At 70.2% G+C, this 15,459-nt stretch carries 14 protein-coding genes; 6 read left to right on the top strand and 8 right to left on the bottom strand.

From position 1 onward, the window contains the following. The first annotated feature begins 143 nt into the window (after positions 1-143). Positions 144-1,142 carry a COX15/CtaA family protein gene (locus ACWGKJ_RS32385; RefSeq protein WP_385027989.1) on the top strand — a complete coding sequence of 333 codons (999 nt, stop codon included), beginning with the start codon at positions 144-146 and terminating at the stop codon, positions 1,140-1,142. On the opposite strand, the gene ACWGKJ_RS32380 is transcribed toward ACWGKJ_RS32385, so the two are convergent. The 3 genes from ACWGKJ_RS32380 to ACWGKJ_RS32370 form a co-directional block, all read right to left on the bottom strand. Next, positions 1,129-2,247, bottom strand: a complete 1,119-nt coding sequence (locus ACWGKJ_RS32380) for an amidohydrolase family protein (protein ID WP_385027987.1) — start codon at positions 2,245-2,247, stop codon at positions 1,129-1,131. The genes ACWGKJ_RS32385 and ACWGKJ_RS32380 overlap by 14 nt on opposite strands. Positions 2,248-2,311: 64 nt before the next feature. Continuing rightward, positions 2,312-2,689 carry a hypothetical protein gene (locus ACWGKJ_RS32375; protein ID WP_385027984.1) on the bottom strand — a complete coding sequence of 126 codons (378 nt, stop codon included), beginning with the start codon at positions 2,687-2,689 and terminating at the stop codon, positions 2,312-2,314. 113 nt (positions 2,690-2,802) lie between these two features. Then, positions 2,803-3,750 carry a heme o synthase gene (locus tag ACWGKJ_RS32370; protein ID WP_385033286.1) on the bottom strand — a complete coding sequence of 316 codons (948 nt, stop codon included), beginning with the start codon at positions 3,748-3,750 and terminating at the stop codon, positions 2,803-2,805. A gap of 337 nt (positions 3,751-4,087) precedes the next feature. On the opposite strand from ACWGKJ_RS32370, the gene tkt reads away from it, so the two are divergent. From tkt to pgl, 5 genes are read left to right on the top strand one after another with little or no spacing between them, the layout of a single operon-like run. Beyond that, positions 4,088-6,175 (top strand): transketolase, encoded by a 2,088-nt coding sequence (gene tkt / locus ACWGKJ_RS32365; protein WP_385033283.1) that lies wholly within the window; start codon positions 4,088-4,090, stop codon positions 6,173-6,175. Positions 6,176-6,210: 35 nt separating this feature from the next. After that, complete coding sequence (tal, locus tag ACWGKJ_RS32360; protein WP_385033280.1) at positions 6,211-7,329, top strand: transaldolase; 1,119 nt, start codon at positions 6,211-6,213, stop codon at positions 7,327-7,329. Between the two features lie 4 nt (positions 7,330-7,333). After that, positions 7,334-8,857 carry a glucose-6-phosphate dehydrogenase gene (gene zwf, locus ACWGKJ_RS32355; RefSeq protein WP_385033277.1) on the top strand — a complete coding sequence of 508 codons (1,524 nt, stop codon included), beginning with the start codon at positions 7,334-7,336 and terminating at the stop codon, positions 8,855-8,857. After that, positions 8,854-9,900 carry a glucose-6-phosphate dehydrogenase assembly protein OpcA gene (opcA, locus tag ACWGKJ_RS32350; protein ID WP_385033274.1) on the top strand — a complete coding sequence of 349 codons (1,047 nt, stop codon included), beginning with the start codon at positions 8,854-8,856 and terminating at the stop codon, positions 9,898-9,900. The genes zwf and opcA overlap by 4 nt, the downstream gene beginning before the upstream one ends. Beyond that, complete coding sequence (pgl, locus tag ACWGKJ_RS32345) at positions 9,897-10,679, top strand: 6-phosphogluconolactonase (protein ID WP_385033271.1); 783 nt, start codon at positions 9,897-9,899, stop codon at positions 10,677-10,679. The genes opcA and pgl overlap by 4 nt, the downstream gene beginning before the upstream one ends. Before the next feature lie 82 nt (positions 10,680-10,761). Here pgl and pgi read toward each other — a convergent pair whose 3' ends face one another. The 5 genes from pgi to ACWGKJ_RS32320 all read right to left on the bottom strand — a co-directional run bounded on the left by pgi (position 10,762) and on the right by ACWGKJ_RS32320 (position 15,394). Beyond that, the gene (pgi, locus tag ACWGKJ_RS32340) at positions 10,762-12,417 is read right to left on the bottom strand and encodes a glucose-6-phosphate isomerase (RefSeq protein ID WP_385033292.1); all 1,656 of its coding nucleotides are present in this window, start codon (positions 12,415-12,417) and stop codon (positions 10,762-10,764) included. A 167-nt stretch (positions 12,418-12,584) separates the two neighbouring features. After that, positions 12,585-12,920: an RNA polymerase-binding protein RbpA gene (locus ACWGKJ_RS32335; RefSeq protein WP_164263395.1), complete on the bottom strand. Its 336-nt coding sequence runs from the start codon at positions 12,918-12,920 to the stop codon at positions 12,585-12,587. Positions 12,921-13,052: 132 nt separating this feature from the next. Beyond that, positions 13,053-13,289 (bottom strand): preprotein translocase subunit SecG, encoded by a 237-nt coding sequence (gene secG, locus ACWGKJ_RS32330; protein WP_266858131.1) that lies wholly within the window; start codon positions 13,287-13,289, stop codon positions 13,053-13,055. Between the two features lie 105 nt (positions 13,290-13,394). Then, complete coding sequence (gene tpiA / locus ACWGKJ_RS32325; protein WP_385033266.1) at positions 13,395-14,174, bottom strand: triose-phosphate isomerase; 780 nt, start codon at positions 14,172-14,174, stop codon at positions 13,395-13,397. Between the two features lie 8 nt (positions 14,175-14,182). After that, complete coding sequence (locus ACWGKJ_RS32320) at positions 14,183-15,394, bottom strand: phosphoglycerate kinase (RefSeq protein ID WP_453315886.1); 1,212 nt, start codon at positions 15,392-15,394, stop codon at positions 14,183-14,185. Positions 15,395-15,459: the final 65 nt, after the last annotated feature.

The raw sequence follows: 15,459 nt of genomic DNA, 5'->3' as shown, positions 1-15,459 counted from the left end.
AGCGAGCGGCCGCTGGGAGTGAGCGGCCGGGAGCGGTGACCGGGCAGGCCGTCCAGTTCGCCCGGTCCGGCTGGAAAGCGCCCACCCGCGAAAAGGGCGCCCCTCGTGAAAGTACGCACAAGCGCCCGGCCTACGATGTCCCCGTGCCGAAACTGACCCGCGCCGAAGCCGTTGGCGCTGTGCGCAATCCGCTCGCCTTCATCGCCGCCCGCTGGACTCCGCAGCCCCGGACCGTCCGGCGCGCGGCGCTCGCCGCGCTGGTGATGTCGGTCGTCATCGTCGTCACCGGCGGCGCGGTCAGACTGACCAGCTCCGGGCTCGGCTGCCCGACCTGGCCCAAGTGCACCGACCAGAGCCTCACCGCGACCAGCGAGATGGGCTTCCACGGCGCTATCGAGTTCTCCAACCGGATGCTCACGTACGTGCTGTGCGCCGCGGTCGGCTGGGCGATCATCGCGGCCCGCTCGGCGAAGCCCTGGCGCCGCTCGGTGACCCGGCTCGGCTGGGCGCAGTTCTGGGTCGTCATGGGCAACGCGGTGCTGGGCGGCATCGTGGTCCTGGTCGGGCTCAACCCGTACACCGTGGCCGCGCACTTCCTGCTGTCCACCGCGCTGATCACGGTCGCGGCGCTGACCTGGCAGCGGACCCGCGAGGGCGACGCGGCCCCGCGTCCCCTGGTGGGCCGGGCGGTCGTCCAGCTGACCTGGCTGCTCGTGGTGGCGGCCGGGGCCCTGATCGCGGTCGGCACGGTCGTCTCCGGTGCGGGACGGCACGCGGGCGACTCCAGCGAGGTGGAGCGCATCCCGGTCGACTGGTCGATGATCGCGCAGCTGCACGCCGACTTCGCCTGGGTCGTGGTCGCGCTCACGGCGGCCCTCTGGTTCGTACTGAAGGCGGTCGACGCGCCCGTCGGGCCGCTGCACCGGGCCCGTGACCTCTTCCTGATCCTGATGGCCCAGGGCGTGATCGGCTATGTCCAGTACTTCACCCACACCCCCGAGATCCTGGTCGGGCTGCACATGTTCGGTGCGACGCTGGTGTGGATCGGCGTGATGCGGGTGCTGCTCTCGCTCCGCGAACGGCCGCTCACCGGCGCGGAGATCCCCGCACAGACCGAGGACGCGGCGCTCACGACGGTCTGACCCGCTCCGCCGGGTCCGTGGACGCGCCTTCGAGTCCGTAGACGCGCCGCGCGTTTCCCGCCGCGATCATCCCGGCGACCCGGGTGGCGTCCCGGTGCGAACAGACACCTTCGTCGACCCAGCCGCCCAGCGTCCTGGCCAGCGCCTCGCGGAACACCCGCGCCCGCACCACATGCAGCTCCGGAAGCCCCCGGGCGCCGCTGGAGAACAGCAGCTTCCCGAAGGGCGCCAGCTCCAGGATCTCCGCGAGCACGGTGGCGGCCCGTGCCCCGGTGTGCGCCAGGGCCGGGCCCAGGTCCGCGTACACATGCGGGTGGACGCCGGCCAGCTGCGCGGCCTGCCGGTGGTACGGATAGCCGTGCAGCAGCACCAGATCGGTGCCGAGTCCGGTCGCCGCCGCTACGAAGTCGGTCAGCAGCAGCGGGTCGCAGGCCCCGATATGCAGCTGGAGCGGGCGCCCGGACGCCACCGCGTTCCACAGCAGATGGCGCAGCAGCACCGGATCGGTGAGGCTGCCGCCGACCCGGCGGTCCGCGAGCCACCGGCCGGCGGCGCCGCGCACCTCGCCGGCGCCCGGCGGGTCGGGTGCGAGAGCGGGCCCCTGCCGTAAGGAGGCGACCGAGCTGAAGGCCACGGCCGAGCCGGCCGCTCCGTGCACCGCCTCGGCCAGATTGGCGAGGAAGGAGTCGACGGTGCCCGAGGTGTCGGCGACCTGCTCGGCGAGGAGTTCGAGCCGGACGATCTCATGGGCGTCGGCGCCGCCGGCCGCCGCGATCTCGGCGGGTCCCGTGAGGTCGCCGGGCAGCCCGGTGTCCACCAGATACGTGGTGATCCCGCTGCCCCGCAGCAGCCGTCTGCCCACTTCGAGGACGCCCAGCTCCCGGCGGCGGGCGAGATAGCGGGCGGGGGCGCAGTGCGGTTCGAGACCGAGCAGCGGCGGGCACCAGCGGCGCACCGCGAAACCGGTCTGGGTGTCGAAGAAGGTGGTGCCGGGGGCCGGCGGCCCGGGGGCCCTGCCGAGGTGCGCCTCGAAGGTCCCGAGGCCGAGCTCGGTACGGAGCACACCGTGGCAGTACTGGTCCACCAGACAGGGTGTCTCGATCATCCGGGCCTCCGCTTCGGGCTGTTACGCAAGCCCTAACGGGGAAACCGGCCCCCAGGTGTTGCCCTCAGCCGTCCGCGCCGGCCCGGCCGCCGCCGAGCTGGATGCCCGCCATCCGCTTCCACTCGTAGGGCCCGGTGCGGACCCTGGCCGCGAGTTCGCCGTCGAAGGACTCCTGGACGGTGACCCCGGCCTGCTCGGCCGCGCTCTGCGCCATGGCGTACGAGGGCGCCACCAGGTCGCCCCAGCCGCCGTCCTCGCCCACCAGCACGATGCGGGCCCCGCGCTCACCGATGTACGCGAGCTGCGCCTCGGCGCCGCCGTGCTCCCGGCCGAACGCCTTGATCTGCCCGGCGAGCCTGGCCGTACGCCGGGCCAGCCGGGCCGCCTTCCGGTCGGCCCCGGCGTCCCGCTTCTCGTCAACGTCAACCTGCGTGTCTGCCATGGCCGCATGCTACTAGCGGGTAGCACCACGCGCGACGGGCGGGCGCAGTGGCGTGAACCACTGCGCCCGCCCGTCGGCAGGAGGTGTGAACGGGGACCGGCCTCGTCCCGGCGTCAGCGCAGGAAGGGGTCCACAGCGACCGCCACGAAGAGCAGCGACACATAGGTGATGGACCAGTGGAACAGGCGCATCTCCTTGAGCTTGGCGCCCGTCACCCCCTTCTTGGCCCGGCCCCGCAGCGCGTGGGCCTCCCGCAGCCAGAAGGCGCCGGACAGCACGGCGACCACCGTGTAGAACCAGCCCGTGTAGCCCAGCGGGGTCAGCAGCAGCGAGACGACGACCATCGCCCAGCTGTAGATGACGATCTGCTTGGCCACGACCTGGTTGGTGGCGATGACCGGCAGCATCGGGACCCCGACGCGGGCGTAGTCGTCCTTGACCCGCATCGACAGCGGCCAGTAGTGGGGCGGCGTCCAGAAGAACATCACCAGGAAGAGGATGACCGGGGCCCAGGACATGGAGTCCGTGACCGACGACCAGCCGATGAGCACCGGCATACAGCCCGCGATACCGCCCCAGACGATGTTCTGCGAGGTCCGGCGCTTGAGGATCATCGTGTAGACGACCACGTAGAAGAGGAGAGCGCCCAGCGAGAGCGCCGCCGAGAGCCAGTTGACGAGCAGCCCGAACCAGAGCGTGGAGACCGTGGCCAGCGCGAAGGCGAAGACCAGGCATTCGCGGGGCGAGACCATGCCGGTGACCAGCGGGCGCTGCGAGGTCCGGTCCATCACCGCGTCGATGTCGCGGTCGATGTACATGTTGAACGCGTTGGCACCGCCGGCGGAGAGGTAACCGCCGAGGCAGGTCGCCAGGACCAGCCACAGATTGGGCACGCCCTGCTTCGCCAGGAACATCACCGGAACGGTGGTGATCAGCAGCAGTTCGATGATCCGCGGCTTGGTGAGCGCCACAAAACCCTTGACACGGGCCCCGAACGGCCGGTGGGCCCCCGGGCTGGGAGTCAGGACGACCCCTGCGGGTCGGGACTCGACGGCCGTCACGTACACCCCTGACAGAGAATTTCCCAGCAAGTTCCGGCCGTGAAGAGCCGGTAAGGACTTGCGCGTACCACGCCACTCTAGACGTTGCCCCTACGCCGCCATCCCCGGGGGTGCGGTCGTGTTGGCCCTGTCGGCACGGGCCCGGAAGGCCGCTCATGCGAGCGCGGTCGCGCCCTTCGACGGGCGGATCGGCGGCCGTGACCGCACCCTGGGAAGTGTCTGTCTGCCACCGGCGGGAAGTCGAAAAGACGGGCGTTGCGGCGGGGGTAGGCTCGACAACGCCCGGTGCACCGAACGTAACCGGGATTACATATGTGGAGAGGAGCCCTGACCCAGGGTGAGTACCAAGCCGACCACCACTGATCTCGCGTGGACCGAATTGGACCAGCGGGCCGTCGACACCGCCCGCGTGCTGGCCGCGGACGCCGTACAGAAGGTCGGCAACGGCCATCCCGGTACGGCCATGAGCCTGGCCCCGGCCGCGTACACCCTCTTCCAGAAGGTGATGCGGCACGACCCGGCGGACCCCGAGTGGACCGGCCGTGACCGGTTCGTCCTCTCGGCCGGCCACTCCTCGCTGACCCTCTACACCCAGCTCTACCTGGCCGGCTTCGGTCTGGAGCTGGCGGACCTGGAGGCGTTCCGCACCTGGGGCTCGAAGACCCCGGGGCACCCGGAGTACGGGCACACCGCCGGTGTGGAGACCACGACAGGGCCGCTGGGCCAGGGTGTCGCCAACGCGGTCGGCATGGCCATGGCGGCGCGGTACGAGCGCGGTCTCTTCGACCCGGAGGCGGCCCCCGGCACCTCCCCGTTCGACCACTTCATCTACGCGATCGCCGGCGACGGCTGCCTCCAGGAGGGCATCTCCTCCGAGGCCTCGTCGCTCGCGGGCCACCAGAAGCTCGGCAACCTCGTCCTGCTGTGGGACGACAACCACATCTCGATCGAGGGCGACACCGAGACCGCGGTGTCCGAGGACACCTGCGCGCGCTACGAGGCGTACGGCTGGCACGTCCAGCGGGTGGCCCCGAAGGCGGACGGCGACCTCGACCCGGAGGCGCTGTACGAGGCGCTCCAGGCCGCCAGGGCCGAGACCGGGCGCCCGTCGTTCATCGCGATGCGCTCGATCATCGCCTGGCCCGCGCCGAACGCCCAGAACACCGGCGCCGCGCACGGCTCGGCACTCGGCGACGAAGAGGTCGCCGCGACCAAGAGGATCCTGGGCTTCGACCCGGAGAAGTCCTTCGACGTGGCAGACGAGGTCCTGGCGCACACCCGCGCCGCGCTGGACCGCGGCCGTGAGGCCAAGGCCGTCTGGGAGAAGGGCTTCGCCGCCTGGCGCACCGCCAACCCGGAGCACGCCGCCCGCTTCGACCGGGTCAGGGCGGGCGAGCTGCCCGAGGGCTGGACGAAGGAGCTTCCCGTCTTCGAGACCGGGACCTCCCTGGCCACCCGCGCCGCTTCCGGCAAGGTGCTCGAAGCGCTGGGCGGTGCCATCCCGGAGCTGTGGGGCGGCTCGGCCGACCTCGCCGGGTCGAACAACACGACGATCGACAAGACGTCGTCGTTCCTGCCCGAGGGCAACCCGCTGCCGGGCGCCGACCCGTACGGCCGCACGGTCCACTTCGGTATCCGTGAGCACGCCATGGCCGCGGAGATGAACGGCATCGCGCTGCACGGCAACACCCGTATCTACGGCGGCACCTTCCTGGTGTTCTCCGACTACATGCGCAACGCCGTCCGGCTCTCGGCGCTGATGCACCTGCCGGTCACCTATGTGTGGACGCATGACTCGGTCGGTGTCGGCGAGGACGGTCCGACCCACCAGCCGGTGGAGCACCTGGCCGCGCTGCGCGCCATCCCGGGTCTGAACCTGATCCGCCCGGCGGACGCCAACGAGACGGTCATCGCCTGGCGCGAGGTCCTCCAGCGCTACACCAAGGTGTTCGGCAAGGGCGCCCCGCACGGCTTCGCGCTCACCCGTCAGGGTGTGCCGGTGTACGAGGCGAACGACGACGTGGCCAAGGGCGGCTATGTCCTGTTCGATGCCGAGGGCGGCGCGCCCGAGGTCGTCCTCATCGGCACCGGTTCCGAGGTCCAGCTGGCCGTGGAGGCGCGTGAGCAGCTCCAGGCCGCCGGCGTGCCGACCCGGGTGGTCTCGATGCCGTGCGTCGAGTGGTTCGAGGAGCAGGACCAGGCGTACCGCGACTCGGTGCTGCCGCCGTCCGTCAGGGCGCGGGTGGCCGTCGAGGCCGGTATCGGTCTGACCTGGCACCGCTTCGTGGGTGACGCGGGGCGGATCGTCTCGCTGGAGCACTTCGGTGCCTCCGCCGACGGAAAACTCCTCTTCCGCGAGTTCGGCTTCACCGCCGACGCGGTCGCCGCCGCCGCCCGGGAATCGCTCGAAGCCGTCGCGCGCTGACGCTTACATACAGACAAGTAGGAGATGTAATTCTCATGACGGACGCACTCAAGCGCCTCTCCGACGAAGGCGTCGCGATCTGGCTCGACGACCTTTCGCGCAAGCGCATCACATCCGGCAACCTCGCGGAGCTGATCGACCAGCAGCACGTGGTGGGTGTCACCACCAACCCGTCGATCTTCCAGAAGGCGATCTCCCAGGGCGACGGCTACGACCAGCAGCTGTCCGACCTCGCGGCCCGGCGGGTCTCCGTCGAGGAGGCCGTCCGCATGATCACGACGGCGGACGTACGTGACGCCGCCGACATCCTGCGCCCGGTCTTCGACGCGACGGACGGCCAGGACGGCCGGGTCTCGATCGAGGTCGACCCGCGGCTCGCCCACAACACCAAGGCCACCGCCGCCGAGGCCAAGCAGCTCGCCTGGCTGGTGGACCGGCCGAACACGCTCATCAAGATCCCGGCGACCGAGGCCGGCCTGCCCGCCATCACCGAGACCATCGGCCGGGGCATCAGCGTCAACGTCACGCTGATCTTCTCGCTGGAGCGCTACCGCGCGGTCATGGACGCCTTCCTGGCGGGCCTGGAGAAGGCCAAGGCCGCGGGCCTGGACCTCTCCAAGATCCACTCGGTCGCCTCCTTCTTCGTGTCCCGGGTGGACACCGAGATCGACAAGCGTCTCGACGGCCTGGGCACCGACGAGGCCAAGGCGCTCAAGGGCAAGGCCGCCGTCGCCAACGCGCGCCTCGCCTACCAGGCGTACGAGGAGGTCTTCTCCTCCGACCGCTGGGCCGCGCTCGACAAGGCGCACGCCAACAAGCAGCGCCCGCTCTGGGCGTCGACCGGTGTCAAGGACCCGGCCTACCGCGACACGATGTACGTCGTGGACCTGGTCGCGCCCAACACGGTGAACACCATGCCGGAGGCGACGCTCGACGCCACGGCCGACCACGGCGAGGTGACCGGCGACGCGGTCTCCGGCACCTACGAGCAGGCACGCGCCGACCTCGATGCCGTGGAGAAGCTCGGGATCTCGTACGACGACGTCGTACAGGTCCTTGAGGACGAGGGAGTCGAGAAGTTCGCGACCTCCTGGACCGACCTGCTCAAGTCCACTGAGGCAGAGCTCAAGCGCCTCGCCCCGTCGGAGGGCTGAAACCTTGTCAAGCAGCAACCCGCTGCGTGACGCTGCGGACCGACGGCTCCCGCGTATCGCGGGGCCGTCGGGCCTGGTCATCTTTGGCGTCACGGGTGATTTGTCCCGTAAAAAGCTGATGCCCGCTGTCTACGACCTGGCCAACCGCGGCCTGCTTCCGCCGGGCTTCTCGCTCATCGGATTCGCACGCCGCGACTGGGAGGACGAGGACTTCGCCCAGGTCGTCCACGACTCCGTCAAGGAGCACGCGCGGACGCAGTTCCGTGAGGAGGTCTGGCAGCAGCTCATCCAGGGCATGCGCTTCGTCCAGGGCGACTTCGACGACGACACGGCCTTCGCCACCCTCAAGGCGACCATCGAGGAGCTGGACAAGCAGCAGGGCACGGGAGGCAACTTCGCCTTCTACCTGTCGGTCCCGCCCAAGTTCTTCCCCAAGGTCGTCCAGCAGCTCAAGAAGCACGGACTCGCCGACCAGCAGAACGGCTCCTGGCGCCGTGCGGTCATCGAGAAGCCGTTCGGCCACGACCTGAAGAGCGCCCAGGAGCTCAACCAGGTCGTGCACGAGGTCTTCCCGCCGAACGAGGTCTTCCGGATCGACCACTACCTCGGCAAGGAGACCGTCCAGAACATCCTGGCGCTCCGCTTCGCCAACACCCTCTTCGAGCCGATCTGGAACCGGTCGTACGTCGACCATGTCCAGATCACCATGGCCGAGGACATCGGCATCGGCGGCCGGGCCGGTTACTACGACGGCATCGGCGCCGCCCGTGACGTCATCCAGAACCACCTGCTCCAGCTGCTCGCGCTGACCGCGATGGAGGAGCCCGCCTCCTTCGACGCCACCGCGCTGGTGGCCGAGAAGACCAAGGTGCTGGGCGCCGTCAGGCTGCCCAAGGACCTCGGCAAGGAGACCGTGCGCGGCCAGTACGCCGCGGGCTGGCAGGGCGGCGAGCAGGCCGTCGGCTACCTCCAGGAAGACGGCATCGACCCCAAGTCGACGACCGACACCTACGCCGCGGTGCGGCTGGAGATCGACAACCGCCGCTGGGCGGGCGTCCCCTTCTACCTCCGCACCGGCAAGCGTCTGGGCCGCCGCGTCACCGAGATCGCCGTCGTCTTCCAGCGCGCCCCGCACTCCCCCTTCGACCACACGGCGACGGAGGAGCTGGGCCAGAACGCGATCGTCATCCGCGTCCAGCCCGACGAGGGCATCACCATGCGGTTCGGCTCCAAGGTGCCCGGCACCTCGATGGAGATCCGGGACGTGTCGATGGACTTCGCGTACGGCGAGTCCTTCACCGAGTCCAGCCCCGAGGCGTACGAGCGGCTCATCCTCGATGTGCTGCTCGGCGACTCGAACCTCTTCCCGCGTCTGGAGGAGGTCGAGCAGTCCTGGCGGATCCTCGACCCGATCGAGCACTACTGGGACACCCACGGAAAGCCCGCGCAGTACGAGTCGGGCACCTGGGGACCGGCCGAGGCGGACGAAATGCTCGCACGAGAAGGACGGAGCTGGCGCCGGCCATGAAAATCGATCTGACGGAAACCACAGCCAGCAAGGTCAACAAGGCACTGGTGGAAGGGCGCCGCGCCGTCGGCACCCCCGCCGTCGGCATGGTGCTGACCCTCGTCATCGTGACCGACGAGGAGAACGCCTACGACGCGCTCAAGGCCGCCAACGAGGCATCGCGCGAGCACCCCTCACGCACCCTCGTGGTCGTCAAGCGGGTCTCCCGCTCCCCGCGCGACCGGGCCACGGCCCGGCTCGACGCGGAGATCCGGGTCGGCACGGACGCGGGCAGCGGCGAGACCGTCGTCCTGCGGATGTACGGCGAGGTGCTGCACCACGCCCAGTCGGTGGTGCTGCCGCTGCTGCTGCCGGACGCCCCCGTGGTGGTCTGGTGGCCGGTGAACGCGCCGCTCGACCCGGCGAAGGACCCGCTGGGCGCGCTGGGCCAGCGCCGGGTCACCGACTCGTACGCGGCCGAGCAGCCCATCGCGGAGCTGACCGCCCGCGCCTCCGCCTACTCACCGGGCGACACGGACCTCTCGTGGTCGCGCATCACCCCCTGGCGTTCGATGCTCGCCGCGGCCCTGGACCAGGTGCCGAGCCGGGTGAAGGGCGCCGAGGTGGAGGGCGAGGAGTTCAATCCGAGCTGTGAGCTGCTCGCCATGTGGCTCGCCGACCGGCTGGACGTACCGGTGACCCGTTCGATCTCGTCCGGGCCCGGTCTCACGGCCGTACGGATGCAGACCGACCACGGCGACATCGTGCTGGACCGCCCCGACGGTTCGCTGGCCACGCTCTGCATGGAGGGCCAGCCGGACCGCGCGGTGGCCCTGAAGCGCCGGGAGACCTCGGAGCTGCTCGCCGAGGAGCTGCGCAGGCTGGACCCGGACGACACCTACGCCGCCTCGCTGAAGTTCGGCGTGGACCGGCTGGTCACCCCCGCGCAGAAGAAGCCGGAGAACGGGGCGGCCTCCGGCTCGGGTGACACCGCGGACTCCGCGGACGAGTCCGGAAAGGCCACCGCGAAGAAGGCACCCGCGAAGAAGGCGGCATCGAAGTGAGTGCTCCGCAGCTCGTCGTCCACCGCGACAAGGAGCTGATGGCCGAGGCCGCGGCGGCCCGGCTGATCACAAGGATCGTGGACGCCCAGGCGGCCCGCGGCTCCGCTTCGGTGGTGCTCACCGGCGGGCGCAACGGCAACGGGCTGCTCGCGGCCCTCGCCCAGGCCCCCGCCCGGGACGCCGTCGACTGGTCGCGGATCGATCTGTGGTGGGGCGACGAGCGCTTCCTGCCGGAGGGCGATCCCGAGCGGAACGTCACCCAGGCACGGGCGGCGCTGCTCGACTCGGTGGGTGTGGCCCCCGAGCGGGTGCACGCCATGGCCGCTTCGGACGGCCCGCACGGCAACGACGTGGAGGCGGCCGCGGCCGCGTACGCGGCGGAACTCGCCGCAGCCGCGGGGCCCGGGGACCACGGCGATGTGCCGTCGTTCGACGTGCTGATGCTGGGGGTGGGCCCGGACGCCCATGTGGCCTCGCTCTTCCCCGAGCTGCCGGGCGTACGGGAGACCGTACGCACCGTCGTCGGTGTGCACGGCGCGCCCAAGCCGCCCCCCGTCCGGCTGTCGCTGACGCTGCCCGCGATCCGGGCCGCACACGAGGTGTGGCTGCTCGCGGCCGGCGAGGACAAGGCGGGGGCCGCCGCTCTCGCCCTCTCCGGGACCGGGGAGATCCAGGCGCCCGCTGCGGGCGCCCGGGGCCTCAGCAGGACGCTGTGGCTGCTGGACACGGCGGCCGCCTCTCAGCTGCCGCCGCAGCTCTACCGGCCGGCCACCGCCTGACCGTACGGCACCGCACGGAACAGGACCGGCTCGCACCCCCTCGGCAGGGAGTGCGGGCCGGTCCTCTTCTGTCCCCGTACCGCTACTGCCTGGCCCGCAGCGTGCGGTAGGTGTCGATCAGCGTGGCGGTGGAGCTGTCCAGGTCGGCGCCGTCCCGGCCGCCGGTGAGGAGCGGCTCGATCTTCTTGGCGAGCACCTTGCCGAGCTCCACGCCCCACTGGTCGAAGGAGTCGATGTTCCAGATGGCGCCCTGGACGAAGACCTTGTGCTCGTAGAGCGCGATCAGCTGTCCCAGCACGGACGGGGTGAGCGTGCCGGCGAGGATCGTGGACGTCGGGTGGTTGCCCCGGAACGTCTTGTGCGGGACCAGCTCTTCGGCGACGCCCTCGGCCCGTACCTCGTCGGGTGTCTTACCGAAGGCCAGGGCCTGGGTCTGGGCGAAGAAGTTCGCCATCAGCAGGTCGTGCTGGGCCTCCAGACCGGCCGTCAGGTCCTCGACGGGCCTGGCGAAGCCGATGAAGTCCGCCGGGACGACCTTGGTGCCCTGGTGCAGCAACTGGTAGTACGCGTGCTGGCCGTTGGTGCCGGGCGTCCCCCAGACGACCGGGCCCGTCTGCCAGTCGACCGGATTGCCGTCACGGTCGACGGACTTGCCGTTGGACTCCATGTCCAGCTGCTGGAGGTACGCGGTGAACTTGGAGAGGTAGTGCGAGTACGGCAGGACCGCGTGCGACTGGGCGTCGAAGAACGCGCCGTACCAGACGCCCAGCAGGCCGAGCAGGAGCGGGATGTTCTCCTCGGGCGGCGCGGTGCGGAAGTGCTCGTCGATCAGGTGGAAGCCGTCGAGCATCTCGCGGAAGCGTTCCGGGCCGATCGCGATCATCAGCGAGAGGCCGATCGCCGAGTCGTAGGAGTAGCGGCCGCCGACCCAGTCCCAGAACTCGAACATGTTGGCCGTGTCGATACCGAAGTCCTCGACCTTCTCGGCATTCGTCGACAGCGCCACGAAGTGCTTGGCCACGGCGTCCTGACCGGCCCTCAGGCCGGTCAGCAGCCAATTGCGCGCGGAGGTCGCGTTGGTGATGGTCTCGATGGTGGTGAAGGTCTTGGAGGCGATGATGAAGAGCGTCTCCGCCGGGTCCAAGTCCCTTACGGCCTCGTGCAGATCGGCCCCGTCGACATTGGAGACGAAGCGGACCGTCAGCTCGCGGTCGGTGAAGGAGCGCAGCGCCTCGTACGCCATCGCCGGGCCCAGATCGGAGCCGCCGATACCGATGTTGACGACGTTCTTGATGCGCTTGCCGGTGTGGCCGGTCCACTCCCCCGACCTGACCTTGCCGGAGAAGGCGGCCATCTTGTCGAGCACGGCGTGCACGGCGGGCACGACGTTCTCCCCGTCCACCTCGATGACCGCTCCGCGCGGGGCGCGGAGCGCGGTGTGCAGCACCGCGCGGTCCTCGGTGGTGTTGATCTTCTCGCCGCGGAACATGGCGTCGCGCAGCCCGGCCACCCCGGCGGCGTCGGCCAGCTCACGGAGCAGGCCGAGCGTCTCGTCGGTCACCAGATGCTTGGAGTAGTCCAGATACAGATCGCCGGCCCGGAGCGTGTAGCTGCTCCCCCGCTCCGGGTCCCGGTCGAACAGCTCCCTGAGGCGCGTGTCGCCCAGCTGCTCCCGGTGCTTGCCCAGAGCGGTCCACTCGGGCATCTGGTTGAGCCTGGTACGGCCTGCTGCGTTCATCTCGGACATCAGTCCATTCTTCTCGTACCTGCGTACATGCCCCGCTCCGTCCAACCTAATTGATCGGGCGGACGAGTGCGGCGACCAGCGCTCTCGGGCGCACGGGCCGGTGGCGCTACGCAGTCCGGCCGGACACCCGAGTGGGTTCCGGCCGGAATATCACGGTGCTAGATCTCGCCCCGCAGCTTCGCCAGGGCCTCGGCGAGGATCGCCTCGCCGTCCTCGTCGCTGCGGCGCTCGCGCACATACGCGAGGTGGGTCTTGTACGGCTCGGTGCGCGGTGGGTCCGGGGGGTTGTCGCTGTCCTGACCTGCCGGGAACCCGCAGCGCGGGCAGTCCCAGGTCTCCGGGACCTGTGCGTCGTGGGCGAAGCTCGGCTGCGTCTCGTGCCCGTTCGAGCACCAGAAGGAGATGCGCAGCCGCGGTGCGGACTCGCCCCGCTCGGCCTCCCCCATCGGCCCCGCTCCGACCCGGCTTCCCCGGATCGCGTTGCCACTTGCCACGGTCGTAACTCCCTGCGTGATGGTGCTCGAAGGTGCCCCAGTCTACGTAAGGCCCAACGCGCGTCCAGTGATTGGAGTTACACCCCGCACCGAATCGCCGGCGACACGCGGGGAGTGCGCGGACACCGAGGGTCAGTTCTTGAGCTTCATCAGCAGACCGAGCACGACGATGCACGCGAACCAGAGCAGGGCGAGCACCACGGTGATGCGGTCGAGGTTGCGCTCGGCGACCGAGGAGCCGCCGACGGACGACTGCATGCCGCCACCGAACATGTCGGAGAGGCCGCCGCCCTTCCCCTTGTGCATCAGCACCAGCAGCATCAGCAGCAGGCTGAAGACGATCAGGGCGATCGAGAACCCCAGAATCACGGCTGGACCAACTTCCTCGGAACTCATAACGGACGAAGGGGCCGGACGGCTGCTGCCAGCCGTCTCGGCCCCGCAAGGGTACGACGGATCCGCGCTAGCGCATACTCACTGGTCGCGGAAGCGGACGATCTTGACGAACTCGTCGGCGTCGAGGGCGGCGCCGCCGATCAGCGCACCGTCCACATCGGGCTGCGCCATGATCGCGGCGACGTTCCCGGACTTGACGGAGCCGCCGTACTGGATGCGGACCTTGTCGGCCAGCTCCTGCGAGTACAGCTCGGCCAGCCGGCCGCGGATCGCCCCGCAGACCTCCTGGGCGTCCTCGGGGGTGGCGACCTCGCCGGTCCCGATGGCCCACACCGGCTCGTACGCGATCACGACCGACTCGGCGTCGTCGGCCGGGACGTCCTTGAGCCCGCCGTCGAGCTGGCTGAGCGTGTACGCGACCTGCTGGCCGGCCTTGCGGATGTCCAGGCCCTCGCCGACGCAGAGGATCGGGGTGATGCCGTGCTTGTAGGCGGCCTTCACCTTGGCGTTGCAGACCTCGTCGGTCTCGGCGTGGTACTGGCGGCGCTCGCTGTGCCCGACGGCCACGTAGGAGCACTTCAGCTTGGCCAGCATCGGCCCGGAGACCTCACCGGTGTAGGCACCGGAGTCGTGCGCCGAGATGTCCTGGGCGCCGTACTTGATCTTCAGCTTGTCGCCGTCGACGAGGGTCTGGACGGAGCGCAGGTCGACGAAGGGCGGCAGGACCGCCACCTCGACGGCGTCGTAGTCCTTGTCGGAGAGCGCGAAGGAGAGCTTCTGGACGTGGGCGATGGCCTCCAGGTGGTTGAGGTTCATCTTCCAGTTGCCCGCCATCAGCGGGGTGCGGGTCTGTGTCATGAGGTTTGTCAGTTCTCCAGTGCGGCGAGGCCGGGAAGCGTCTTGCCTTCGAGGTATTCGAGGCTGGCGCCGCCACCGGTCGAGATGTGTCCGAACTTGTTCTCGTCGAAGCCCAGAATACGGACCGCGGCGGCGGAGTCGCCGCCGCCGACGACCGTGAAGGCAGGGCTGTCGAGGAGCGCCTGCGCGACGGCGCGGGTGCCGTCGGCGTAGTCGGGGTGCTCGAAGACGCCCATCGGGCCGTTCCAGAAGACGGTGGCCGCGTCGGCGAGCTTCGATGCGTAGAGCTTGTTGGTCTCGGGGCCGTTGTCCAGGCCCATCTGCCCGGCCGGGATCGCGTCCGCCGGAACGGTCTCGGGGTGCGTCGGCTCCTTGGCCTTGAGGTCGGGGAACTGCGCGGAGACCACGACGTCGACGGGGAGCACGAACTCCACGCCCTTGGCCTTGGCGCGCTCCAGATACTCCTGGACCACCGGGATCTGGTCCTCCTGGAGGAGGGAGCTGCCGACCTCGTGGCCCTGGGCCTTGAGGAAGGTGTACGCCATGCCGCCGCCGATGAGGATGCGGTCGGCGCGCTCCAGGAGGTGGTCGATGACGCCGAGCTTGTCGGAGACCTTGGCGCCGCCGAGTACCACGGCGTACGGGCGCTTGACGTCGGACGTCAGCTTCTTGAGTACGGCGACCTCGGTGGCGATGAGGTAGCCGGCGGCGTGCGGCAGGCGCGCCGGGAGGTCATAGACCGAGGCGTGCTTGCGGTGCACGGCGCCGAAGCCGTCACCGACGTAGAGGTCGGCCAGCTCCGCGAGCTGATCGGCGAAGGCGCCGCGCTCGGCGTCGTCCTTCGAGGTCTCACCGGCGTTGAAGCGGAGGTTCTCGATGACGGCGACCTGGCCGTCGGCGAGGGCGGCCACCGTGGCCCTGGCGGAATCGCCGACCGTGTCGGTGGCGAACGCGACGTCGGCGCCGAGGAGTTCACCGAGGCGCGCCGCGGCGGGGGCGAGCGAGAACGCCGGGTCGGGGGCGCCCTTCGGGCGGCCCAGGTGCGAGGCGACGACGACACGCGCGCCGGCCTCCGCGAGCTTGGCCACGGTCGGCTGGACGGCGCGGATCCGGCCGTCGTCGGTGATGGTGGTGCCGGAGAGCGGCACATTGAGATCGGCGCGGACGAATACCCGCTTGCCCGCGACCCCTTCGGCGAGAAGTTCGTCGATGGTCTTCATCAGTTCCTGGACTCCTTGGACGATCTGGACAGGCCACGGGGCCCGGACTGCGCTTCGTCGCGCAG

The organism is Streptomyces sp. NPDC054757, assembly GCF_053612185.1.
The sequence above is the reverse complement of the archived record's forward strand: the minus strand, read 5'-3'. Positions and strand labels throughout refer to the sequence as shown.

Bases quoted from the DNA above. Each gene is read 5' to 3' on its own strand.
- ACWGKJ_RS32380 (WP_385027987.1), bottom strand. From the start codon at position 2,247: ATGATCGAGACACCCTGTCTGGTGGACCAGTACTGCCACGGTGTGCTC.
- ACWGKJ_RS32375 (WP_385027984.1), bottom strand. From the start codon at position 2,689: ATGGCAGACACGCAGGTTGACGTTGACGAGAAGCGGGACGCCGGGGCC.
- tal (WP_385033280.1), top strand. From the start codon at position 6,211: ATGACGGACGCACTCAAGCGCCTCTCCGACGAAGGCGTCGCGATCTGG.
- opcA (WP_385033274.1), top strand. From the start codon at position 8,854: ATGAAAATCGATCTGACGGAAACCACAGCCAGCAAGGTCAACAAGGCA.
- pgi (WP_385033292.1), bottom strand. From the start codon at position 12,417: ATGAACGCAGCAGGCCGTACCAGGCTCAACCAGATGCCCGAGTGGACC.
- tpiA (WP_385033266.1), bottom strand. From the start codon at position 14,174: ATGACACAGACCCGCACCCCGCTGATGGCGGGCAACTGGAAGATGAAC.
- ACWGKJ_RS32320 (WP_453315886.1), bottom strand. From the start codon at position 15,394: ATGAAGACCATCGACGAACTTCTCGCCGAAGGGGTCGCGGGCAAGCGG.